The sequence below is a fragment of the Ammoniphilus soli genome (assembly GCF_040813775.1).
The window spans coordinates 35667-56993 of sequence record NZ_JBEGDL010000033.1; the positions used below are offsets into that span (position 1 = coordinate 35667).

Sequence of the window (21327 nt, forward strand, 5' to 3'; positions counted from 1 at the left end):
GGTAGAGTGTTACGTTATAACAAACTGGGTTATGTTGCACTGAATGTAACGGATTTGAATCGCTCGAGGAATTTTTACAGAGACATGGTAGGCATCCAGCCGGTTGACGAGAGTCGGAATGACCTGGCTTATTATCGCACGAGCAATGATCACCATAATGTCATCTTGTATCAAGCCAACCAGCCAGGGTTAAAACGAATCGCTTTAGAAGTAGAAGATGCGAACATGCTTGAGACCGCTTTCGAACACTTTACAAAGGCCGGATTGAATCCGACGGAAGTGTCCAATGAAGAGGCGAAACAGCTTCAGCAAGGCAAAACGTTCCGGATTGAGGATCCATTTGGCATAACCTTTGAATTCTACTCGGACATTGTGCATATGCCATCCGATTTTAAACAGACGCATACCAATATTCTTCGTTTGGGGCATGTTGTAATCAAATCCAAAACCATTCATGAATCCGTTCGTTTCTATAATGAAGTCATGAATTTCAAAATCTCCGATGTTGTCGATGACGGTATAGGGGCATTCATGAGATGCTTCCCAATCTCTTATCACCATTCCTTCGCCGTTTTCAGAGGCGAGGAGCATGGACTGCACCATGTGAATTTTATGGTCAACGATATCGATGACATTGGAAAAGCCAGAAATCGCTTTATTCGCAATGATGTTCCCATCGTATTTGGACCAGGCCGACACACTCCTTCCGGCGCGATCTTCTTGTATTATCTAGATCCGGATGGAATGACCGTAGAGTACAGCTTCGGCATGGAAGAATTCCCTGAGGTTGGAGCCAGAAAGCCCCGCCTGCTGGAAGCTAGTCTTGAAACCATTGACATGTGGGGCGGTGTGGCCGATCCTCGTTTGGCTAAAATGGGCAGCGTTGGAGGGAAATAGAAGGAGACCGGCTATGACCGAATGACCTAGTAATCTATGAAAGAAGAATTGCAGAGTCCGTTCCTTATAGGATTTGGGCGGACTCCATTTCTTTCGGTGATAGGAAAACGATAGCAGAAGAGGAGTTTGCATCCATGGATAAAACAATAAAACGAATTGACTTCCATACCCATATTCTTCCGGAGGAGCTGCCGGATTTCAGCAAGCATTATGGGGGAGAACGCTGGCCAAGTATTGTGAGAGCAGACGAAAATACCTCACATATCATGGTTCAAGGAAAAATATTCAGAAAGATAAATAGCGATACATGGGACCCTGCTAAAAAGATTGAAAGAATGAAGCTCGACGGGGTGGACATGCAGGTACTGTCCCCGATTCCGATTGGCCTTTGCTACTGGGCGCCCGTTCAAGGGGCAGCGGAAATGGCGCGGCTTCAAAATGAGTATATTTCCGATCTCGTAAAGAAGTACCCTAGTCATTTTATCGGATTAGGCACGGTTCCACTTCAGGATATTGATGCTGCGGTTCTGGAGATGGATTACTGCATCCACAAGCTTGGTCTTAAGGGGATTGAAATAGGAAGCAATGTAAACGGAATAGGTTTGGATGATCCTACTTTTATACCCTTCTTTGAAATGGCCGAACGCTGGAACGTTCCCCTCTTCATCCATCCCTATGATATGGTCGGCAAAGAAAGAACTGCGAAAGCGGGACTGACCTATACGGTAGGCATGCCCATGGAATTGGCCCTAGCAGCCGCCAATTTCGTCATGAGCGGGATGTTCGAAAGATTTCCCAAGCTAAAAGTCTGCTTGGCCCATGGAGGAGGAGCATTCCCTTTTATCCTCCCGCGGATCGAACAGGGCTGGCATGTTTTCCCGGATTCAAGAAAAACCCCCCATCCGCCTAGTCATTATGCGAAGAATTTTTATTACGATGTGCTTGTATACGATCCGATGAACGTGGATTACCTGAATCGACTGGTAGGGCATGAACGTCTTTTGATGGGAACGGATTATCCATTCGCCATCCAAGAAACCCCTCCGGGAAAATCCGTTTTGGAAACGGATAGTCTAAGCGAGGAACAGAAAACAGCCATCATGGGCGGGAATGCCATGAAGTTTCTACAGATCGGCTAAAGGTGGCGGAGGACTGCGCGAAGCTCCAGTTAACGAGATCCTGATCAAATTTCGGGAAAGGAGGCAGGAATCATGATAAGGAATGGCGAGATTAAAATCACCGAGGTGGCCTTGCGTGACGGTAGCCACGCCGTTGCCCATCAATTTACGGCAGAACAAGTGACGAGAGTAGCAAAAGCACTTGAAGAAGCGAAAGTCCCTTACCTGGAAGTATCTCATGGCGATGGCTTAGGCGGATCTTCCCTTCAGTACGGACTATCCCTGACGAACGAAATGGAGCTCATTGAAGCCGCCGTATCGGTTTGTAAACATTCTAAAGTTGCCGTATTGCTATTGCCGGGAATTGGAACGGTACAACACCTGAAAGAAGCGGCTAGCCTCGGGGCAAAGATGGCAAGAATTGCAACTCTTGTCACGGAAGCCGATGTTTCCGCCCAGTATATCGCCAAGTCCAAGGAACTGGGGCTGGAAACCGTAGGGTTCTTGATGATGTCTCATATGGCTCCCCTAGAAAAACTCGTGGAACAGGCAAAGCTCATGGAAAGCTACGGAGCAGATATCGTTTATATGGTGGATTCATCCGGTGCCCTGCTTCCGCATCAGGTGAAGGAGAGAATTAGCGCTCTGCGAGGAAGCCTGAACTCGGAAATCGGGTTTCACGGACATAACAACCTTTCCCTTGCCATGGCCAATACGCTGGTTGCTATTGAAGAAGGGGCCACTCGGATTGACGGCAGCATCCGTTGCTTGGGGGCTGGGGCCGGAAACACACAAACGGAAGTGCTGGTTGCTGTCCTTGACCGCTTGGGCATCCAGACGGGAATTGATATCTACAAAATCATGGACTTGGCGGAAGATACGATTGCCCCGCTGCTCCAGGCACCGCAGGAAATTGCAAGAGACAGTCTTGTTTTAGGGTATGCCGGCGTGTATTCCAGCTTCTTGCTGCATGCTAAAAAAGCAGCGGAGCGGTTCAACTTGGAATCCAGTGAAATTCTGATTGAGCTCGGGAAAAGAAAAGTGGTGGGCGGCCAGGAGGATATGATTTTAGACGTGGCTGCCGAATTGGCCAACAAAAAATGAGAAGCTTTTGTTCGTTAAGGGGGATCCTTTAGTACAGTTGAATTCTGAATAAAATCTTCATTTAAATATTTCAAACCATCTGAGGAGGCACGTATCATGGCAAAAGCAACACTAATGAAGACGAAGGATAGTTTACATTTTATCGATGGAAAATATGTTTCTTCCTTTAATGGAAAAACCTTCGATAACATTAATCCGGCAACAGAAGAAGTGATTAGCCAAGTAGCCCAAGGGGGCAAAGAAGAAGTGAATGCAGCTGTAGCGGCCGCGAAAAAAGCGCTGAATGGCGAGTGGAAATCAATGACCACAGACCAACGGATTAAAGTGATCCGTCGCATCGGGGATTTGATCCTTGAGCGAAAAGATGAATTGGCTCTTATGGAATCATTGGATACCGGAAAACCACTTTGGCTATCCAGCTCCATTGATATCCCCCGATCCGCGCACAACTTCCATTTCTTTGCGGACTACTTAAGATCCATGGGAACCGAGGCTTATGAAACGGATGGACAAGCGATAAACTATGCGATCCGCCGGCCCGTTGGCGTCGTAGGTCTCATTGGGCCATGGAACCTTCCCCTCTTATTGATGACTTGGAAATTGGCTCCTTGTCTTGCTGCCGGGAATACCGTTGTCATTAAGCCGGCTAAACTTACGCCGACAACCGCAACCATCTTGGGAGAAATCTGCCGCGATGCGGGAGTTCCGGATGGAGTTGTCAACATCGTTAATGGATTTGGAGGCAGCGTGGGAACGGCTCTCACGGAGCATCCGGATGTGGATGCGATCACCTTTACCGGAGAAACCACAACAGGGAAAACGATCATGGAATCAGCTGCGAAGACATTAAAAAAGCTGTCCTATGAGCTTGGAGGAAAAAATCCCAATATTATTTTTGCTGACTCCGATTTAGATGAGGTCATTGAAACCACCTTAAAATCCAGCTTCATCAATCAAGGTCAAGTGTGCCTTTGCGGTTCCCGGATTTATGTAGAGCGACCAGCTTTCGATGCATTTGTTGAGAAGTTCGCGGCAAAGACAAAGGAATTAGTGGTGGGTGATCCGTTTGATCCCGCGACAAAGGTAGGTGCCCTTATTGGGAAGGATCACTACCAGAATGTATTGAAATTCATTGAGCTGGCCAAAGAAGAAGGCGGTCAGATTCTGACGGGCGGTAAGCGGCCAGATTCTATGGATAAAGGATACTATGTAGAACCTACCATTATCGTAGGGCTTGACCGCAATTGCAGGGTAGTCCAGGAAGAGATCTTTGGTCCTGTGGTTACCGTGATCCCTTTTGATACCGAAGAAGAAGTGATTGAGCAAGCCAACGATACCAATTATGGATTAAGCGCAACCATCTGGACAAACGATCTGCGCCGGGCCCATCGTGTAGCGGGGCAAATCGAAGCGGGAATCACTTGGGTGAACACTTGGTTCTTGCGTGATCTCCGCACCCCATTCGGAGGCATGAAGCAAAGCGGAATTGGCCGTGAAGGCGGAAAGCACAGCTTTGAATTTTATTCCGAGCTTTCAAATATATGCATTAAGCTATAAGGGATTTCATGATGATGGACTAAGAACCTATGCTTTCCGGCATGGGTTCTTTTTCTATATATGAAAAAGAGGGATATCATGTTATCTGAACGTGAACAAAGCCTTGAAATAATTGAAAGAGTAGAAGTTGAACGAAAAGTACTGCGTATTCTTGAGGATGGAACCTGGGAAAAACCCGCGATATTTTCACGGGTTTTTGATGTGTCCTGATTTATCGTGCCTTTAGAATACGTTCAGCCCCACGGCGTGCTCCTGCAATATTCCGAGCTACCGGGCCGATCTCTAATTCAGCTAGGGCTCCAATCACAAATAGATTTGGGGCCCATTCCAGGGTTTCAGGATTAATAATGGGGTATCCGCAATCAGCACAGCGTAGCCCTTGGTTTTCAATCAGAGGCTTCAGCCATTCTATACCGGGCGGTTTTGCATGAAATCCAGTCGCCAACATGACAGTTCCCGCGGTGACGTCAGGATAATTTCTTAATTGAAGTGTGGTTTTTCCCTGATCAACCAAGGCATTCGCAACTTCATCTATGTAAATGGACAGCTTTCCATCCTTCTGAGCCGCGGTTAGTGCCGTACGCAATTCAGCAGGCATCGATCCGCGGTAACGAGCATTTTGTATGACTCCTCTTCGTTCGTTATAATCTTTGATTAAGCGAAAGGGCGACATATTTTTCGGACCCAGCCAGGCAGGATCCGAGTCGAATTGATGTACCCGGAGGGAATGTCTGATTAACAGGGTGACTTCTCCCGGAAACAGGCGGCTCAGCCGAATGGAGGCATGGGCAGCACTAATTCCACCGCCGATCACAACAATGGGACGGGCAAGGCCGGAAAAGTCGGGAGCAGGATAATCAAAAACATGGTGAATATGTCCGCCGTTGAGGTGTATTTCCTTTGCCCAATCCGGCCACATCGGGTGTTCGCTTAGTCCCATGGCCAGCACAACTTTTTTGCTTTCAATTTGTTCGCCGTTTGAAAGGAGTACGGACCAACCTTTGTTTATACGCTGAAGGCCGGTAACTCGTCCTTGGATCCAGGAAGATGACAGATCTGTTTCATCCATTAGATAACGACAGTGCTCATTAAAAAGCTCCAGAGATGGTCGATCATAGGGTGGAGTGAAATGAGCAAAAAATCTGCCTTTTCCTTTAGCGAATTTTTCTAAGCTAAATGGATTGACATCCAGATGGTGGATAGAGGGTGAACGCAAATAAGGCATCTCTAAAATCGACGTATTTTGAACCCATTTAAATAGGGGCTGATCATGCGGATCGATAATCGCCAAGTGCTGTACCTTTGTCCGTTCGGATTTTAATAAATAAGTGGCAAGGGTACACCCTTGGATCCCTCCGCCAACAATAAGCCACTCAAACATGGTAAATTGACCTCCTTCATAAAGTGAAATGATTACGATTTGTATTCGATAAATATTTATTTGCGAAAAGATAAGGTTGCGATGGCATCATGAAGGTGGATAGATTCTTCATTTCTGCATTCTACTGTGAATGAACGAATCCATTCCATTTCATAAAGGTCCGCAGCAATCAATCGAACCATATCTTCTACAAACCGAGGGTTTTCATAGGCAGTTTCGGTTACTGCCTTTTCATCAGGCCGTTTTAACACCGGGTGAATGAGGGCACTGGCGTTGGATTCAGCAGCATCTAACAATTTGATTTTCCAATCTGCTTCTTGTTCTATAGGATCTATGATCTCTGCTCGAATGGTGATCAGGCCTCGTTGATTATGGGCGCTGTATTCGCTGATTTCCTTGGAGCAAGGACATAGCGTTGTGACGGTAGCCTTTAGACTGATTTCGGTGTGAAAGATTTGATTTTCATCAATTTTCACTTTCATTCCCGCTTCAGCATGCATAAGCCCTTTCTTTTTTAAAACCGGCCCTTTTCGTTCGAAAAACCAGGGAAAGGTAACTTCTACTTCAGCGCCGTGTTGGTTCATGCGTTCTGCCAGCTCTTTCGTAAATTTACATAAATGAGGCAGGTCGACGATCCAACCTTCTTGGTGATACTGGTCCAGCTGCTCGGTTAAACGACTCATGTTAATCCCTTTTGCATCGCGAATTAGACTGGTCGTTAACCGAAAGGTTCCAATAGTGGTTTGGACCTGTGGCTCTGCACCCGAGTGAATGGTAATGGGATGCTTGATGTTGGATATTCCAACAGAATCCAATGCAAAAAGGAAATCATTCGGTTTGTTTTGAAGATCCGCCATCGCTTCTTTAGAGGTTGGCTTAGACCCTATAACGGGAGGAACGGAACCAAAAATTTTATGTCTTTCATCTTTAGTAGGTAAGACAAGGGGGTAATTCGTATCCATTGCTATCTCCTTATGATTAAATCTTTATTTGAACTCGAATCAAGTAACACTATAATAGTTATCATATCGTAATAATTATGATTTAAAAAGTCAATATTATGCATTATTGATTGACAAAATCACTGACATATAGTAACATTTCTAATTATTAAATCGAAATATTTACGATTTAATTAAGGAAGGAATGTTTATATTGAGTGATCAAAGAATCCCTGTGACCGTTTTAAGCGGCTACTTGGGAGCAGGCAAAACGACAATTCTTAACCATGTATTGAATAATCGAGACGGTTTAAGAGTAGCTGTGATTGTGAATGATCTAAGCGAGGTCAATATCGATGCGGATCTGATTAAGGCAGGAAGTGGACTTTCCCGTACGGAAGAAAAGCTGGTTGAGATGTCCAATGGCTGCATCTGCTGTACACTGCGGGAGGATTTACTGAAGGAAGTGGAGCGGTTGGCCAAAGAGGGGCGATTTGATTACATTCTGATTGAATCGACGGGAATTGGTGAACCGCTCCCAGTAGCCCAAACCTTTACCTATATGGATGAAGAGAATGGGATTGATTTATCTGGGATCACTCGACTCGATACGATGGTGACGGTGGTGGATGCTTATCGTTTTTGGCATGACTTTTCCAGCGGGGAAAGCCTCCTGGACCGGCATCAAGCCGTGGGTGAAGAGGATACGAGGGAAGTTGTTGATCTGCTCATTGATCAAATTGAATTTTGCGATGTTTTGATCTTAAACAAATGTGATATGGTGGCGGAGACGGATGTACAGAACTTGGAGCAAGTACTTCGCAAACTTCAACCTGAAGCGAAATTGATCCGAACATCACATGGTCGAATCGATCCGAAGCATATATTGAAAACCGGATTATTTGACTTTGAAAAGGCCAGCCAGTCTGCAGGATGGCTGCAAGAACTTCAGAAAGAAGAGCATACCCCGGAGACTGAAGAATATGGCATTTCCTCTTTTGTCTATCGGCGCAAGCTGCCTTTTCATCCGGAGAGATTGGCTCGGTGGCTTGAGGATTGGCCTGTGGAAGTCGTTCGGGCAAAGGGTATCATGTGGATTGCCAGTCGAAATGATTGGGCCATCAGCATGAGTCAAGCCGGTCCATCCATTCAATTGGGGCCGATGGGGTATTGGACAGCAGCCCTTCCGGAAGAAGAAAAGAAATTGCTCATGGATGAAGAACCGGAATGGGCCGATCAATGGCATCCGCTATGGGGAGATCGGATAACGGAAATGGTATTCATCGGGGTAGACATGGACCGGGAAGAGATTGCTCGGTCTCTGGATACTTGCTTATTGTCTGAAGCTGAAATGGGCATGGATTGGAAAGCATTTGCCGATCCATTACCAATATTTGAAACCGAAATGGCAACCAATTAGAGGAGGAATATATCATGCGAGTAGTTGTTACATTAGCCTGCACCGAATGTGGAGATCGCAATTATACGACGACAAAAAATAAGAGGAAGCATCCTGAGCGATTGGAACTGAAAAAGTATTCTCCACGCTTGAAAAAATATACCATCCATCGGGAAACCCGATAAGGGGAATGAAAAAGGGGTTCATATCGTGGTATGCAGCCCCTTTGCCTTATTTTTACGGGAAAACTGAAAATTTCTATAGGGGGTCGAAAATTGGAGATCAATGCCCAACTGATAGAAGAAGTTATTCTTACCCATCATACAGAGGAACGCTGGCGCCGACGGGACCTGGAACGGATAGCCTGGATTCAGTCTCCCAAAATGCGAAAAAAATCAAAAGCAGTACGATGGTTAAATCAGGATTACGTCGATGAGGAGTTACACCCTGCTCTTCTTTTATTAAATGAAATAGGTATTCCCACTCAATATTCTTGTGCAGGTGTAAGCGCTTTGGACGAACCGGAGGATCACTCATTGTATGCCTATGTAACGTTACAGGAAACTCCTTCTTCCACTTTGTTTGTACACTATCTGATGGAGAAAATGGGTCACCGCGTCCTGATCGGCTATGAGCCAGCTAGAAAACGATATGACCTTTCTTCATTTTTTATTCAGCACAATCGGTCTTTTTGTATACTGTTTTATCATTTTGCTTTGAAATGGCAACAAATGATAGATAGGAGAAATCTGTAATGGATAAGAAAGTGTTCATGTACTCTCAACCTGGATGACCTCCATGTTTTGCAGCCAAGGCTTGGCTATCGGATCAGCATATTCCCTTTGATGTATGGGATATCCATCAAAACCCTGCATTCATGGATGAATTTCGTAGGCTAAAAGCCAGAACAACCCCTGTTTTTTTGATAGGAGACGCAGTTATCGTTGGTTTTAATGTTCATAAATTAAAGAGGGCATGGAATGCGTATAAAATTTCTACTTCATAAGAAGGTAGGAATTTTTTTGCCTTTATGGGGAAAACTTTTGGAGTTGGAAAACAGTGAATGCTCCGGCTGACCCTAATGATTACCCTTAAATATATTTTCGGAGGCTAAGGAAATATTAAGCTTATGCCTGAAAGGAGGTGTCGGATATGGAACATCATATCCATAATGAGCATGAACACAAACATAGCATTGCGTGTGGACATACGAAAATCCGCCATGGAGATCATATAGATTATGTTCACGATGGGCATCTACATCATGAACACGAAGGTCACTGGGATGAGTGCAACATTCCGGTCAGCGAAGTAAACCCAGCTGAATGTAAGCCGATGACCTGCGGTTGTTCACATACCGAGGACTATGGACACGAAATGGTTCCCCATGGTGACCATACCGATTATCTGGTAAACGGTCGTTTGCATCACGTCCATGGTGATCATTGTGATGATCATGGTCCGGTTGAACTGGTGACCATTCAGTAAGAAGGATAGTTGTTTTTGATCAACGGGTCGCTCTCAGGCGAACCATTTTTTCAAGGTGCAGCCATTTGAAAAGAGAATCAAAGATTGGGCGTCTAAAACACATTCATACGACTCGTACCCGGACGAGATCAAAAGACGTTTCTTCCTGCTTAGCGTAGGAGAAACGTCTTTTTTACTGTTTTAGAAAGTATAAGTTCCTTCCTAAAAAATCTAAAAGAATAACATACTTTGATACTAAGTAGTTCGTAAAAATATTTTTACATTATAAAAATATTTTTACGAACTACTTAAAGATTTATTAAATAGAAGTGTAAAAAATAACAAAATCCATCAATTATTATAACGTAATGTTTTTTAAAAGATTTAAATTGATCTTCTGGAAAGGTAGATTCTAAGCCCTTTTGAAACTGATTTAAATTTATGGGGGTTAAAATTATAGTAAAATTAACATCATCTTAACGATTGGCATAAAAATTGCAATAGTAAAAAATATAAAATTTATACTTGAACAAGGGGGAACACCATGAGCGCTAACGTGAAGATGACAACGGAGTTAACTCCAAAGAAAAAGAGGCAAATGAAAATGCCTCATGTTTATGTAATTTTATTTATCATGATGTTATTGGCGCTATTAGCAACTTATTTGGTGCCAAGCGGTTCCTATCAAAGAGAGGCAACAGAAACGGGAGCCAAAATAGTTGTTCCAGGGACATTTGAGTTTATAGATTCTCCCAACTTAAGTTTTTTTGATTTTTTTAATGCCATACCGAACGGATTAGTTCAAGCCGGTCCTATCATTTTTGGCGGATTGATGATGGGTGGGCTAGTAGCAATTTTGGAGAAAACAGGACTGCTCCCGATAGCTATACGAAAAATTGTTACGCCTTTAAAATCAAAAACGATCTTGCTTATTCCAGTACTAATGCTGCCAATCTCGATCTTTACCAATATTACAGGAGCGTTGGAATTGTGTTTAATCTATATCCCTATAATCGTTCCAATCGTAGTAAGGATGGGATTTGACCGATTTACTGCAGTTGCCCTCGTTTTAGTTAGTTCTACTGCAGGTTTTTCAACCGCTACCACTGCTCCGGCTACTGTCGGACTCGCCCAGCAGATCTCTGAACTGCCATTGTATTCTGGAGCTTTTTATCGAGCAATCATTTTTACTATTGTAAATATAATAGGAATTTGGTTCGTGTGGCGGTATGCCAGAAAAATACAAAAAAATCCGGAGCTCAGTTATGTTTACGGAGATGGGATTGATCAGGAATTTATAAAAAATGAAACAGATGTGTTGAACGAAAAAACAACGGTGCGTCAAAAACTCGCATTCTTAGTTTTAGGGTTAGGCTTTATCGGCATACTTTATGGTTTATTGGTATGGAAATGGTATTTTATTGAAATGGGTGGCTGGTATGCGTTTCTAGGAATCGCGATTGGATTGATATGTGGGTTGACCCCGAGTAAAGTGGCTGAAACTTTTCATGAAGGATATAGAAACCTGTTGCTTGGCGCGCTCCTCATCGGGATTGCGAGGTCTGTTTCCATTATTCTTGAAAGCGGGACCATATTAGATACCATAGTCTATGGGATTACTGAAATTGTAGGTGCTGTGCCCAGTCAATTGGCTGCAATTACGATGCTGATTGTTCAAGGATTATTTAATTTCTTGGTAGGTTCGGGAAGTGGACAAGCTATGATCACAATGCCAATTATGAGCGGTTTGGCGGATTTACTTGGAGTTTCCCGTCAAACAGCTGTCTTAGCCTTTCAGTTCGGAGATGGGTTTACTAACATGATATACCCTTCAGCACTTCTAGCTTTTTTAGCTATTGGTCGCGTATCTTATGGACAATGGCTCCGTTTCTTTATGCCGCTGTTCACGGTTTGGATGGTTCTTTGTGTCGTATTCTTAGTTACTGGCCAGTACATCAATTGGACATAAGGTTCAACTACGATCATTCTTAACATGGAAGGGAGAATACAATGATTAATGAAATCCTATTAAAAGCAAATGATATAAAAGATGAACTCGTAGAATATCGCAGATATCTCCATCAAAATCCTGAAATTGGATTTGATTTGCCCAATACCGTTGCATACGTTGAAAAAACATTGAAAAATATGGGACTGGGACCTAAAAAAGTGTGAAAGGCCGGACTGGTGGTAACCCTTGGTAACGGAAAAGGAAAAACGCTTTTATTAAGAGGGGACATGGATGCTTTGCCGATGGCAGAAAACACCGATTTGCCTTTTAAATCTACGAATGGATATGCACATACTTGCGGGCATGATATCCATACCACATTTATGCTGGGGGCGGCAAAGCTATTAAAGGCAAAAGAAAGCGAGATTAACGGAACGGTACTCGTTATCGGCAGAATGGGGGGAGGTAAGGTAGCTAATATCATTCCTGATACGGCACATCTTGATGCTACTTTGCGATCCTTCAACCCTAAAGTAAGGGTCCATTTATTCAATAGAGTTCAAGAAATCATGGATGCAACCGTAAAAATGATGCGCGGAACGTACAAGCTAAAAACCATCTCAACCCCTTCACTATATAATAATGTAGACTTGTGTGAACAAATGGCTCCTTATGTAAAAGAAGTTCTGTGTGAAAGCAATTTGCGAGTGGACAAAGAGCCGCTATTCGGTACAGAAGATTTCTCCTATATAAGCCAGGCTGTACCTACGATGTTTATGTTTGCAGGTGCCAATGGATTAGGAGAACACAATTATCCGCTTCATAATCCGAATATCGTCCTGGATGAAGGCGTTATTCCATTAGGCGTAGCAGTCGTCGTGCATTGTGCAATAAGCTGGCTGAATGATTATTCTGGCAACTAGCAGACCTTGGACATGTTTTTGGAGGAAAATGCCTAGGGAGATAGATACATCGGAAAATAAAAATCTGGAATTAACCATGTACGCTATGATTTCATGAGTAAGCTTGAATAGAATCCTTCCACCAAGATAGATGAATTGACAGGGGAGATAAAATTCCTTTATAATAAAACGTAATAATTATTATTTATAGTAGTAAAATTAGTAATGAGGAAAAGGTAAGATTAACATTATTGAAAAAGCAGGGATCATGCTCTGCTTTTTCTATTCTTTATTAAATCGTAATAATTATTGTTTAATTACGAAACTTGTTGGGCCTTCATAACGCATGTAAATTTTTAAAGATTCATAATGAATTGGAGGTAGTTAACTTTGACCACTTGGAATTTATCCAGTACTCGCCATCATGTATTGATCTGTAATGGGGGGAGCTGCATGAGAAATGGCGCAGAGGAATTGACCCAAGCCATTCGGGAAGAGATTCAAAGATTAGGCGTTGAAAATACCATTCATACGACACGCACCCGATGTAATGGACGTTGTGAGGATGCGTGTGTCGTGATTGTCTATCCGGAGGGAATATGGTATAGAGGAGCAACACCGGAGATCGGGCGGGAAATGGTTCGGGAACATCTGCTTGAAGGAGAGGCGCTGCAATCCTACATAAGTTACTCCTATCAAGAGGATCATTTTTCACCGTCACCTCAAAGTCCGATAGGGATATCTAAACCCATGTTAGAACAAGCCTCTAATACAGGGAGATCCTGATGAATAAACACGATTTTTTAAAATATATGGAAGAAATCTACCATGACATAAAAGAAAAAGGCATATCTACCGATCAATTAAAGGATCATATCAGACGATCGTTATCTCTGCCCCGGGAAGAAGGATGGGTCGTCCTAGAAGACCTTCTCTCTCAATGCGGACTGAAGGGAGTACAGCGCATTCCGCATTGTCACTGCTATGAGTTGGTTGCATTAGGGGAAGAGGGTGTCAAAGTAAACATAGAGTTCGATGAACGTTACCCACCAAAAGTTACTGTCATCATGTTTAATCAAGAAGGTCAGCCGCTTGGCTATAAAGAAAAAATTTTTCGCAATCCACAAGAAGTTGGTAGTTGGATCAGACAAACCATCGGAGATTTCCTTCAAGTATGGAAGGAAATCTGTGCTTCTCAGGAGTAAATCATGAGATTCAGACATGAAATTAAAAGGCTGACGAGTTGGTATCGTCAGCCGAATAGAAAATAACAAAGACTTAAGCTTTGTTATCAAGGTTATATTTTTTCATGAACTTACTCACTCTTCCGCCAGTATCCACTGTTTTTTGTCTTCCGGTATAGAAGGGATGAGACGCAGAACTAACCTCTACTCGGATTAATGGATAAGTTTTTCCATCTTCCCATTCAATCGTTTCGCTCGACGTTTTGGTTGAAGCACTTAAGAACTTATAGTTGGAAGATGTGTCTAAAAATACAACCTGCTGATATTTTGGATGTATTCCGCTTTTCATTATTCGTTCAACTCCTTTAAAAGATATTTTTTATTATATCATAATAATTACGATTTACCAATATTGTTAGTGTATCCCATATAAACATCACTACAACTTGCAATCGGGTGACTCTTTTCTATAAACGTAATAATTACGAAATATATAAATATAGATAGAAATGATCGGCTATTTAATCTATTGATTGGATGAGGTGAACCATGCAAAAAATACCTGTTATTGTATTGAGCGGATTTTTGGGTAGCGGGAAAACGACCCTATTGCTTCGGCTTCTCCAGGAAGCGAAAACAAGAGGTTTACAGCCCTCTGTCTTAATGAATGAATTAGGCAATCTTGATGTGGATGGCCATATCATCTCTCAACGAATGAACCAGCAAATGATCGAAAAGTTATTCGACGGATGTATCTGCTGTGATAAGAAGAGTGAAGTAGCGCAATGTTTGATCCAATTACTCAATCGAAATCCTGATGTGATCTTTATCGAATTAACCGGTGTGGCCAATCCGGAAGAAGTAGCGGATGCCTTAACCGAACCGCAGCTTATCCATCAAATCTATCTCAAGCAAGTGATTACCGTGCTGGATGCAGAAAATGCTCTGGAATATAATAGTATATTTGAATCAGATCGGGAATTGGTTCATACTCTTCGTCAACAAATCGCTGTTGCAGACCGGCTGATTGTTAATAAAACAGATTTAGTGAATGAAAAACGCAAGGATAAAATTGAAAAAGTGCTGCGCAAGCAAAATGCGGTTTCACCCATTTCATTTACTTCCTACAGCGAAATCAACCTAGAATTGATTTTTCAAGATATGAAGCCTATAAAGACAATCCGGAAGAAATCATCTTTTGTTCCGTTGCCTGTCCTAAAAATGGGTCACGCCCCTCATCACCATGCACCATACCTCGATCATCATGAGCCTTCCTATACGAGAATCCAAACTACGAGTTTCAAAATTACACAATACATGAATCCAAAAAAGGTGGAAAAATTCTTAAACAAATGGCAACCTCGTCTACTTAGGGCGAAAGGGTATCTTCCGTTGGAAGGGAAGGGGACATATCTTATGCAACACGTTGCAAAAAGAACGTCATGGCAACTAACAGAAGATGCAAAAGAGCACTATATCGTATTGATCGGAATGGGGATTGATATCGAACAAATGAAAAAGGAATGGAACGAATGGGAGTAGAAGTTAGTTTTATATTATAAATCGTATTAATTATGATATATGTTGACATTAATTGCTAATATGGAATATAATGTCATTGGTTATTCGTAATCATTTCGATTTATAGGGAGGAAAAAAATGTACCAGAAAGATGAACTAACGAATAAAGTACCCGTTACTGTACTCACCGGATTTCTAGGAGCAGGGAAAACGACATTATTAAACTATATTCTTACGCAAGATCACGGACAAAAGATTGCTGTCATTGTGAACGAGTTTGGGGAAGTCGGGATTGATAACCAACTGGTGGTTGGTGCAGACGAAGAAATTTTTGAGATGAATAATGGTTGTATTTGCTGTACCGTTCGCGGGGACCTCATTCGCATCTTGGGAGACTTAATGGATGCGAAGTTAGGCAAGAGCGACCGTAAGGTGGATTTTGACCGCGTCTTGATTGAGACGACTGGATTGGCTGACCCGGCTCCCGTTGCCCAAACCTTTTTCGTGGATGAAGAGATGGCTAGCTTTTATCATTTAGATGCAATTGTCACAGTGGTTGACGCTAGACATGCTGAGCAGCATTTGGATGAAGGGCACGAAGCACAGGAGCAAGTGGCCTTTGCTGACGTAATTCTATTGAATAAGGTGGACTTGGTCGACGAGCCATATTTACATAAGATAGAGCAGCGTTTAACTTCAATGAATCCCGGAGCCAAACTATACCGCACCCATAACAGTAACATCAATCTGGAAAAGATCCTTGGAATCCATGCCTTTGATTTGGATAAAAAATTGGAAATCGATCCCGGGTTTCTGGAAGAAGAAGATCATGACCATGACGATACCGTATCGTCCATTGTACTCCGAGAAGAAAGGCCATTAGACTTAAAGAAACTGGAAAAGTTAATTGGGAAGTGGATCCAAGAGTTTGGGGAGAAAATGTTCCGCTACAAAGGGATTTTGTATATCAAAAATGTAGAAGAAAGGGTTGTATTCCAAGGCATCCATATGCTGTTTGCCTCAAACGCCGATCGCAAATGGAAACCAGGTGAACAGAAAATGACCGAAGTCGTGATCATTGGACGAGAATTAGATCAAACCTGGTTTCAAGAACAATTCGCTCAATGTGTAGCGAGTTAATGATCGTTTAAGCCGAGCGGAGAAATGATCCGCTCGGTTTTTAAATATAAATCATATTGATTACGAAAAAGGGAAAGGGAGGAAACCCACAAGGTAAATGAGAGCCCTTGGGGAATAAAAAACCTTATGATACACAGGGAACGGAAACCGGTTATTGAATTGAATCATGTCAGCTATTGGTATGATTCGGCCTCTAAGGTGTTAGACGATATTAATTTTACCATGATGCAAGGAGATTTCTTGGGCTTAGTCGGACCGAACGGTTCAGGAAAGTCAACACTCATTAAGATCATTTTAGGGTTGATACCCCCCCCAACAAGGCGAGATCAAACTGCTGGGCAAACCGATTCATTCCTTTAGGGATTGGAGTCACATTGGCTATGTTTCTCAAAAGGCCAATAGTTTTAACACAGGATTCCCTGCGACGGTATTTGAAGTGGTTTCTACAGGCTTGTTCGGAAAAATGGGGCTATTCAAGTGGATAGGGCGCCAAGAGAAAGAGTTCATTTATCATGCGATCGAGATGGTTGGGCTTGGGGATTTTGCTAAGCGAAATATCGGGAAATTATCCGGTGGCCAGCAGCAGCGTACGTTTATCAATCACCCTATCCGCCGGATTGTGTTTATTTCCCTCGCGAATGGCTTTAACGTAAATTTATACGGTTACCTGTTTGGGAGCATTGTCGCAATTACCAGATCTGATATGTATACGGTTTTGGTTACGGCTATCTTTGTACTAACGGTAATTCTGCTATTTTATAAAGAGCTATTTTCCCTATCCTTTGATGAAGAAAATGCCAAGATCAGTGGGATTCCGTCAAAGAGAGTCAACCTGATTTTTACGGTCTTGCTGGCATTGGTGATCGCTTCATCCATGAGAATCGTGGGAATTTTACTAGTATCCTCGCTTATCATCTTACCGGTAGCAGCCAGCATGAAAATTGCCAATAGTTTTAAACAAACTTTCTTCTATTCCATCCTATTTGCTCAATCTTCCGTAGTGTCAGGACTTTATGTTTCGTACCTATGGGATCTGACGCCAGGGGGGACGATTGTCATCATAGCCTTACTTATTTTATGCACGGTGATTGGTTATAAAAATTGGCGGCAAAAACAGGAATGAGTACCGCGGATGGGCATGCCAAAGGCGAGAAAAGTATGCTTTAACGATGTATAAGCTATAGACATTAAATCGAAGTAATTATTATTTACAAGAATAGACAATAACAGTATAATGCTCTTGTAGCTCTTATTTTGATATGATTAAGAAGTAGAAAGGAGTTTTTAAGTTGAAGATAAATAAGAATTTCTCTACATTACTAGGGTTAAGCTTGATCTTGTCGACATTCCTGTCTGCATGTAGTCCGCAGAGTGAAACAGCGACCGCTCCAAAACAGGAAATATCAGCAAGTAAGCAAAATGAAAAATTAGAAGTTTATACAAGTTTTTATCCATTATATGATTTTGCCGTCAAAATTGGCGGAGAGCGGGCCCATGTTGAGAATCTTGTTCCACCGGGGGCTGAACCGCATGATTTTGAACCAACGGCTAAGGATGTAATCAAACTCAATGAAGGCGATATCTTTATTTATAACGGAAGCGGATTCGAAGCTTGGGCGGATAAAGTACTACAATCGATTGATAACTCTAAGATGGTAATCGTCAATGCTAGCGAACATACCGCTCTTTTGACCCGTGAGCAAACAGGGGCAGAAGAGGATCATCATGATCATGGGACCGAGACTGAGCCTAAAGAGGAAGGGCATGCCGACGAAGAACATGGTCATGAGGGAGAACATAAAGAAGGTGAACATGCTAGCGAAAACTCTTCTGAGGGAGAGCACAAGGAAGATGAGCACGGGCTTGAAGAAGAGGGCATCAATGATCCGCATATCTGGCTAGATCCTGTTCGCGCTAAAGACATTGCCACGGCGATTAAAGATTCCCTGATCCAAGCGGATCCTGCCGGAAAAGAAACCTATGAAAAGAATTATTCTAACCTTATTTCCCAACTGGATCAATTGGATAAAGAATTCCAATCCGTAGTACAGACCGCTCAACGCAAGGAAATCATGGTTTCCCATGCAGCGTATGGTTATCTGGTAAATCGCTATGGACTTAAGCAGATGGCTATATCCGGTTTAACTCCCTCCGATGAACCGACACAGAAAGAATTGCAGGAGATCATTACATTCGCTAAAGAAAACAATGTAAAATATATCCTATTCGAGACGCTGGTAACCGGCAAAGTGGCCGAAATGGTCCGGAAAGAAATCGGGGCGGAGGCATTGGTCTTCAACCCGCTTGAAGGATTGACGGAAGAGGAAATAGCAAAAGGAAAAGATTATTTTTCTGTTATGAGAGAAAACCTCCAATCATTAAAAACGGCATTGGATAGCAAATAAACATCAAAACCCGTGTTATTTTCACGGGTTTTTAATATTCACAACTCACCTATAATACGATATTTCGAAAACTCTAAAAAAGTAACAGGATATTACTGAAGGATTGCCGCAGTCGATAATCTACAACCAACGGTTCCGCAATGAAGTTTAGATTAGCTTCATAGTTGTTTTGGTGATATTATATTTAGCAATTAATAACTTAGTAGTAAGATACTTAGCGCCACACTATATTCCTAAAAAGACTCTTTAGATTTCGCAAAGGAACACGATCTATGATAAATGATGAAAGAAAAAAGAACTTGCTGGACGTACAGGAAATCTTTACGGCCCTAACGAGAAAAGCGACGAACGAGTGGAATCAGCTTAATCAGACGGATCTGTGCATTACACATGTCCTAATTTTGCAATTGCTAGAGGAACGTGGTCCCCAACGGCCTACATACCTTGCTGATGAATTGCAGATTACCACAGGTGGAATCACGGGATTAACAAATAAGCTTGCAAAGGAAGACCTTATTCAAAGAAGCATGAGCGAACAGGATCGGCGAGCTATCCATTTGGAAATTACTGATCGAGGAAGAGATATATTAGGATCGGCTATCAAGCAGATAGACGAGTTGACGGAAAGGTTATTTGGAAGCCTTCCGGATAAAGACCTAAGAGAACTCAGAAGAATCCTTCGTGTGATTCTAAAAAACCTATAAACGATAACTGGGGGAGGATCTATTTGAAGAAATATATCGCACTCATTACGGGGACCAGTGGTGGAATCATATGAGTTAGCGAAAATTTTCGCCAAAGAGCAATATGATTTAATCCTCGTGGCAAGAAGTGATGGGAGATGGAAGAGGTGTTCAATCGAATGGCCATGTCTCCTTCTGCTGTGGCTCAAGCAGGATATGAGAGACTCATGAAGGGAAAACCAGTTGTGATTCCCGGAAAGAGGTTATCGCTTGGGATCGGTGCTGCTACTCGTTTGTTACCACGAAAAGCAATCCAATGGTTAATATCAAAGACAATAAAATAAAATGTTGGGAGAAGATTCGATCCAATCTGAAAACATGATGAAAGAATGAGGTGTAATGATATGATTGTCCTCTTCGCCATAGTCGTGGTGATAATGACGGGATATCTCTTCTTAACCATTAATCCCGTATTTGGTGGAAAAAGATCAAGAAAGAAAAACAGCCAATCGTTGAATTACTCGAATGGAAAATTCATTAATACCGTTCCTACACCTATGGATATGAATATGGGAACCATGATTGGTTTACTAAGAGACTTTATGAAGGGAAATCCAAAACGCAGACCGAGTAAATCGATTCCAATCAAGAAACCGGATCTATTCCAGACTGCCCCCGCTGAACAACAACCTAGCGTGACCTGGTTTGGTCACTCAGCTTTCATGCTCGAGCTGAACGGAAAGAGGCTATTGCTTGATCCGATGCTCGGGAAAGCCCCTTCTCCTTTCCCTTCTATTGGAGGCAAGCGATACAGTAAAAGTCCGCCGGTTAGAGCAGAAGATCTTCCGTCCATTGATGCGGTCATCTTATCTCATGATCACTATGACCATTTAGATTATGGTTCGATCCTAAAACTGAAAGAAAAGGTCAGGAAATTCTTTGTTCCCCTTGGGGTTGGAGCCCATCTCGAGCGCTGGGGGATTGATAAGGCCAGGATTACTGAACTGGATTGGTGGGACGAAGGGGAATTTGAAGGCATTCGGCTGGCTTGCACGCCTGCTCGGCATTTTTCAGGGCGGAGCATAGGAGATCGAAATTCGACGCTATGGTGCTCATGGGTTATTGAAGCTCCCCAGGCACGGCTTTACTTTAGCGGAGACAGTGGCTATGGGCCTCATTTCAAGGAAATTGGTGAACGCTTTGGGCCCTTTGACCTTACCATGATGGAATGCGGCCAGTACGACGAGCGGTGGAGGAACATTCATATGATCCCAGAGGAAACAGTTCAAGCTCACCTCGATGTCAGGGGCAAGGTCATGATTCCCATGCATTGGGGGGCCTTTTCCCTTTCCTTGCACGACTGGACGGATCCGATCGAACGAGTAAGCCGAGCGTCGAGGGAAAAGGGAGTTGCTTTATCCACACCCCAAATGGGTGAGACAGTCCAAATCAATTCCGATAGGCACCCGAAATCCGCTTGGTGGAGATCATCAGACTCAACTATTAAGCAGGAACAACTCCTAGAGGGGAATTGATGGTTGCGACTTCGACTGGTTGAATGCAAGAGAGTTATACAACATCTTGTTATTGAGATGGGCTTTTTTTCACTTTTACTACATTGACTCGAGTTTGACAGGAACACCCTACAATTGTGGATAACGGTTCTTGTCCTTCATA

At 42.9% G+C, this 21327-nt stretch carries 24 protein-coding genes and 3 pseudogenes; 24 read left to right on the forward strand and 3 right to left on the reverse strand.

Annotation, left to right across the window (positions count from 1 at the left end; all coding sequences use genetic code 11):
- The first annotated feature begins 6 nt into the window (after positions 1 to 6).
- The 5 genes from ABLT31_RS31480 (at position 7) to ABLT31_RS31500 (ending at position 4886) form a co-directional block, all read left to right on the forward strand.
- Positions 7 to 897, forward strand: a complete 891-nt coding sequence (locus ABLT31_RS31480) for a VOC family protein (protein WP_367759171.1) — start codon at positions 7 to 9, stop codon at positions 895 to 897.
- Between the two features lie 134 nt (positions 898 to 1031).
- The gene (locus ABLT31_RS31485; RefSeq protein WP_367759173.1) at positions 1032 to 2036 is read left to right on the forward strand and encodes an amidohydrolase family protein; all 1005 of its coding nucleotides are present in this window, start codon (positions 1032 to 1034) and stop codon (positions 2034 to 2036) included.
- Between the two features lie 72 nt (positions 2037 to 2108).
- Positions 2109 to 3119 (forward strand): 4-hydroxy-2-oxovalerate aldolase, encoded by a 1011-nt coding sequence (gene dmpG, locus ABLT31_RS31490; protein WP_367759175.1) that lies wholly within the window; start codon positions 2109 to 2111, stop codon positions 3117 to 3119.
- Positions 3120 to 3215: 96 nt separating this feature from the next.
- Positions 3216 to 4676: an aldehyde dehydrogenase gene (locus ABLT31_RS31495; protein WP_367759177.1), complete on the forward strand. Its 1461-nt coding sequence runs from the start codon at positions 3216 to 3218 to the stop codon at positions 4674 to 4676.
- Between the two features lie 78 nt (positions 4677 to 4754).
- Positions 4755 to 4886, forward strand: coding sequence for a hypothetical protein (locus ABLT31_RS31500; RefSeq protein WP_367759179.1), 132 nt, complete (start codon positions 4755 to 4757; stop codon positions 4884 to 4886).
- A 1-nt stretch (position 4887) separates the two neighbouring features.
- Here ABLT31_RS31500 and ABLT31_RS31505 read toward each other — a convergent pair whose 3' ends face one another.
- Both ABLT31_RS31505 and folE2 read right to left on the reverse strand, forming a co-directional pair.
- A complete protein-coding gene (locus tag ABLT31_RS31505; RefSeq protein ID WP_367759181.1) occupies positions 4888 to 6057 on the reverse strand; it encodes an FAD/NAD(P)-binding protein in 1170 nt (389 codons plus the stop codon).
- A 56-nt stretch (positions 6058 to 6113) separates the two neighbouring features.
- Entirely contained in the window at positions 6114 to 7019 is a 906-nt protein-coding gene (gene folE2 / locus ABLT31_RS31510) for a GTP cyclohydrolase FolE2 (RefSeq protein ID WP_367759182.1), read from the reverse strand.
- Between the two features lie 193 nt (positions 7020 to 7212).
- Here folE2 and ABLT31_RS31515 point away from each other — a divergent pair, with 193 nt between their 5' ends.
- From ABLT31_RS31515 to ABLT31_RS31560, 10 genes and pseudogenes are all read left to right on the forward strand, one after another.
- Complete coding sequence (locus tag ABLT31_RS31515; protein WP_367759184.1) at positions 7213 to 8418, forward strand: GTP-binding protein; 1206 nt, start codon at positions 7213 to 7215, stop codon at positions 8416 to 8418.
- Between the two features lie 14 nt (positions 8419 to 8432).
- Entirely contained in the window at positions 8433 to 8582 is a 150-nt protein-coding gene (rpmG, locus tag ABLT31_RS31520) for a 50S ribosomal protein L33 (RefSeq protein WP_367759186.1), read from the forward strand.
- A 90-nt stretch (positions 8583 to 8672) separates the two neighbouring features.
- On the forward strand, positions 8673 to 9152 hold the full coding sequence (locus tag ABLT31_RS31525; protein WP_367759188.1) for a hypothetical protein: 480 nt from the start codon (positions 8673 to 8675) through the stop codon (positions 9150 to 9152).
- A gap of 50 nt (positions 9153 to 9202) precedes the next feature.
- Positions 9203 to 9403 (forward strand): annotated as a pseudogene (locus ABLT31_RS31530) (glutaredoxin family protein); the annotation flags it as partial.
- 146 nt (positions 9404 to 9549) lie between these two features.
- A complete protein-coding gene (locus ABLT31_RS31535) occupies positions 9550 to 9885 on the forward strand; it encodes a hypothetical protein (protein ID WP_367759190.1) in 336 nt (111 codons plus the stop codon).
- 523 nt (positions 9886 to 10408) lie between these two features.
- A complete protein-coding gene (locus tag ABLT31_RS31540) occupies positions 10409 to 11833 on the forward strand; it encodes a YfcC family protein (RefSeq protein WP_367759192.1) in 1425 nt (474 codons plus the stop codon).
- Between the two features lie 41 nt (positions 11834 to 11874).
- Positions 11875 to 12039, forward strand: coding sequence for a hypothetical protein (locus ABLT31_RS31545; RefSeq protein ID WP_367759194.1), 165 nt, complete (start codon positions 11875 to 11877; stop codon positions 12037 to 12039).
- 12 nt (positions 12040 to 12051) lie between these two features.
- Complete coding sequence (locus ABLT31_RS31550) at positions 12052 to 12738, forward strand: M20 metallopeptidase family protein (RefSeq protein ID WP_367759196.1); 687 nt, start codon at positions 12052 to 12054, stop codon at positions 12736 to 12738.
- Positions 12739 to 13107: 369 nt separating this feature from the next.
- Positions 13108 to 13503 (forward strand): (2Fe-2S) ferredoxin domain-containing protein, encoded by a 396-nt coding sequence (locus ABLT31_RS31555; RefSeq protein ID WP_367759198.1) that lies wholly within the window; start codon positions 13108 to 13110, stop codon positions 13501 to 13503.
- Complete coding sequence (locus tag ABLT31_RS31560; RefSeq protein WP_367759200.1) at positions 13503 to 13922, forward strand: hypothetical protein; 420 nt, start codon at positions 13503 to 13505, stop codon at positions 13920 to 13922. The genes ABLT31_RS31555 and ABLT31_RS31560 overlap by 1 nt, the downstream gene beginning before the upstream one ends.
- A gap of 73 nt (positions 13923 to 13995) precedes the next feature.
- Here the strand turns inward: ABLT31_RS31560 and ABLT31_RS31565 are convergent, their stop codons facing one another.
- On the reverse strand, positions 13996 to 14250 hold the full coding sequence (locus ABLT31_RS31565) for a type B 50S ribosomal protein L31 (protein ID WP_367759202.1): 255 nt from the start codon (positions 14248 to 14250) through the stop codon (positions 13996 to 13998).
- A 200-nt stretch (positions 14251 to 14450) separates the two neighbouring features.
- Between ABLT31_RS31565 and ABLT31_RS31570 the strand changes: the two genes are divergently transcribed.
- The 9 genes and pseudogenes from ABLT31_RS31570 to ABLT31_RS31610 all read left to right on the forward strand — a co-directional run bounded on the left by ABLT31_RS31570 (position 14451) and on the right by ABLT31_RS31610 (position 21185).
- Positions 14451 to 15443, forward strand: a complete 993-nt coding sequence (locus ABLT31_RS31570) for a CobW family GTP-binding protein (RefSeq protein WP_367759204.1) — start codon at positions 14451 to 14453, stop codon at positions 15441 to 15443.
- Positions 15444 to 15560: 117 nt separating this feature from the next.
- A complete protein-coding gene (locus ABLT31_RS31575) occupies positions 15561 to 16562 on the forward strand; it encodes a CobW family GTP-binding protein (RefSeq protein WP_367759206.1) in 1002 nt (333 codons plus the stop codon).
- A gap of 126 nt (positions 16563 to 16688) precedes the next feature.
- A complete protein-coding gene (locus ABLT31_RS31580) occupies positions 16689 to 16922 on the forward strand; it encodes an ATP-binding cassette domain-containing protein (protein ID WP_367759208.1) in 234 nt (77 codons plus the stop codon).
- Positions 16909 to 17100 (forward strand): annotated as a pseudogene (locus tag ABLT31_RS31585) (zinc ABC transporter ATP-binding protein); the annotation flags it as partial. The gene ABLT31_RS31580 and the pseudogene ABLT31_RS31585, both read left to right, overlap by 14 nt.
- Positions 17101 to 17178: 78 nt before the next feature.
- Positions 17179 to 17685: pseudogene (locus tag ABLT31_RS31590) on the forward strand (metal ABC transporter permease); the annotation flags it as partial.
- A 166-nt stretch (positions 17686 to 17851) separates the two neighbouring features.
- Entirely contained in the window at positions 17852 to 18967 is a 1116-nt protein-coding gene (locus ABLT31_RS31595; RefSeq protein WP_367759209.1) for a metal ABC transporter substrate-binding protein, read from the forward strand.
- A 272-nt stretch (positions 18968 to 19239) separates the two neighbouring features.
- Positions 19240 to 19671, forward strand: a complete 432-nt coding sequence (locus tag ABLT31_RS31600; protein WP_367759210.1) for a MarR family winged helix-turn-helix transcriptional regulator — start codon at positions 19240 to 19242, stop codon at positions 19669 to 19671.
- 146 nt (positions 19672 to 19817) lie between these two features.
- Positions 19818 to 19994 carry a hypothetical protein gene (locus tag ABLT31_RS31605; protein ID WP_367759212.1) on the forward strand — a complete coding sequence of 59 codons (177 nt, stop codon included), beginning with the start codon at positions 19818 to 19820 and terminating at the stop codon, positions 19992 to 19994.
- A gap of 60 nt (positions 19995 to 20054) precedes the next feature.
- Positions 20055 to 21185 (forward strand): MBL fold metallo-hydrolase, encoded by a 1131-nt coding sequence (locus tag ABLT31_RS31610; RefSeq protein ID WP_367759214.1) that lies wholly within the window; start codon positions 20055 to 20057, stop codon positions 21183 to 21185.
- Positions 21186 to 21327 lie beyond the last annotated feature (142 nt).

What these genes read in the sequence shown, in the direction of transcription:
- ABLT31_RS31485 (WP_367759173.1), top strand. Translation starts at nt 1,032, where the DNA reads ATGGATAAAACAATAAAACGAATTGACTTCCATACCCATATTCTTCCG.
- dmpG (WP_367759175.1), top strand. Translation starts at nt 2,109, where the DNA reads ATGATAAGGAATGGCGAGATTAAAATCACCGAGGTGGCCTTGCGTGAC.
- ABLT31_RS31495 (WP_367759177.1), top strand. Translation starts at nt 3,216, where the DNA reads ATGGCAAAAGCAACACTAATGAAGACGAAGGATAGTTTACATTTTATC.
- ABLT31_RS31500 (WP_367759179.1), top strand. Translation starts at nt 4,755, where the DNA reads ATGTTATCTGAACGTGAACAAAGCCTTGAAATAATTGAAAGAGTAGAA.
- ABLT31_RS31505 (WP_367759181.1), bottom strand. Translation starts at nt 6,057, where the DNA reads ATGTTTGAGTGGCTTATTGTTGGCGGAGGGATCCAAGGGTGTACCCTT.
- folE2 (WP_367759182.1), bottom strand. Translation starts at nt 7,019, where the DNA reads ATGGATACGAATTACCCCCTTGTCTTACCTACTAAAGATGAAAGACAT.
- rpmG (WP_367759186.1), top strand. Translation starts at nt 8,433, where the DNA reads ATGCGAGTAGTTGTTACATTAGCCTGCACCGAATGTGGAGATCGCAAT.
- ABLT31_RS31535 (WP_367759190.1), top strand. Translation starts at nt 9,550, where the DNA reads ATGGAACATCATATCCATAATGAGCATGAACACAAACATAGCATTGCG.
- ABLT31_RS31540 (WP_367759192.1), top strand. Translation starts at nt 10,409, where the DNA reads ATGAGCGCTAACGTGAAGATGACAACGGAGTTAACTCCAAAGAAAAAG.
- ABLT31_RS31545 (WP_367759194.1), top strand. Translation starts at nt 11,875, where the DNA reads ATGATTAATGAAATCCTATTAAAAGCAAATGATATAAAAGATGAACTC.
- ABLT31_RS31560 (WP_367759200.1), top strand. Translation starts at nt 13,503, where the DNA reads ATGAATAAACACGATTTTTTAAAATATATGGAAGAAATCTACCATGAC.
- ABLT31_RS31565 (WP_367759202.1), bottom strand. Translation starts at nt 14,250, where the DNA reads ATGAAAAGCGGAATACATCCAAAATATCAGCAGGTTGTATTTTTAGAC.
- ABLT31_RS31570 (WP_367759204.1), top strand. Translation starts at nt 14,451, where the DNA reads ATGCAAAAAATACCTGTTATTGTATTGAGCGGATTTTTGGGTAGCGGG.
- ABLT31_RS31575 (WP_367759206.1), top strand. Translation starts at nt 15,561, where the DNA reads ATGTACCAGAAAGATGAACTAACGAATAAAGTACCCGTTACTGTACTC.
- ABLT31_RS31580 (WP_367759208.1), top strand. Translation starts at nt 16,689, where the DNA reads ATGATACACAGGGAACGGAAACCGGTTATTGAATTGAATCATGTCAGC.
- ABLT31_RS31600 (WP_367759210.1), top strand. Translation starts at nt 19,240, where the DNA reads ATGATAAATGATGAAAGAAAAAAGAACTTGCTGGACGTACAGGAAATC.
- ABLT31_RS31610 (WP_367759214.1), top strand. Translation starts at nt 20,055, where the DNA reads ATGATTGTCCTCTTCGCCATAGTCGTGGTGATAATGACGGGATATCTC.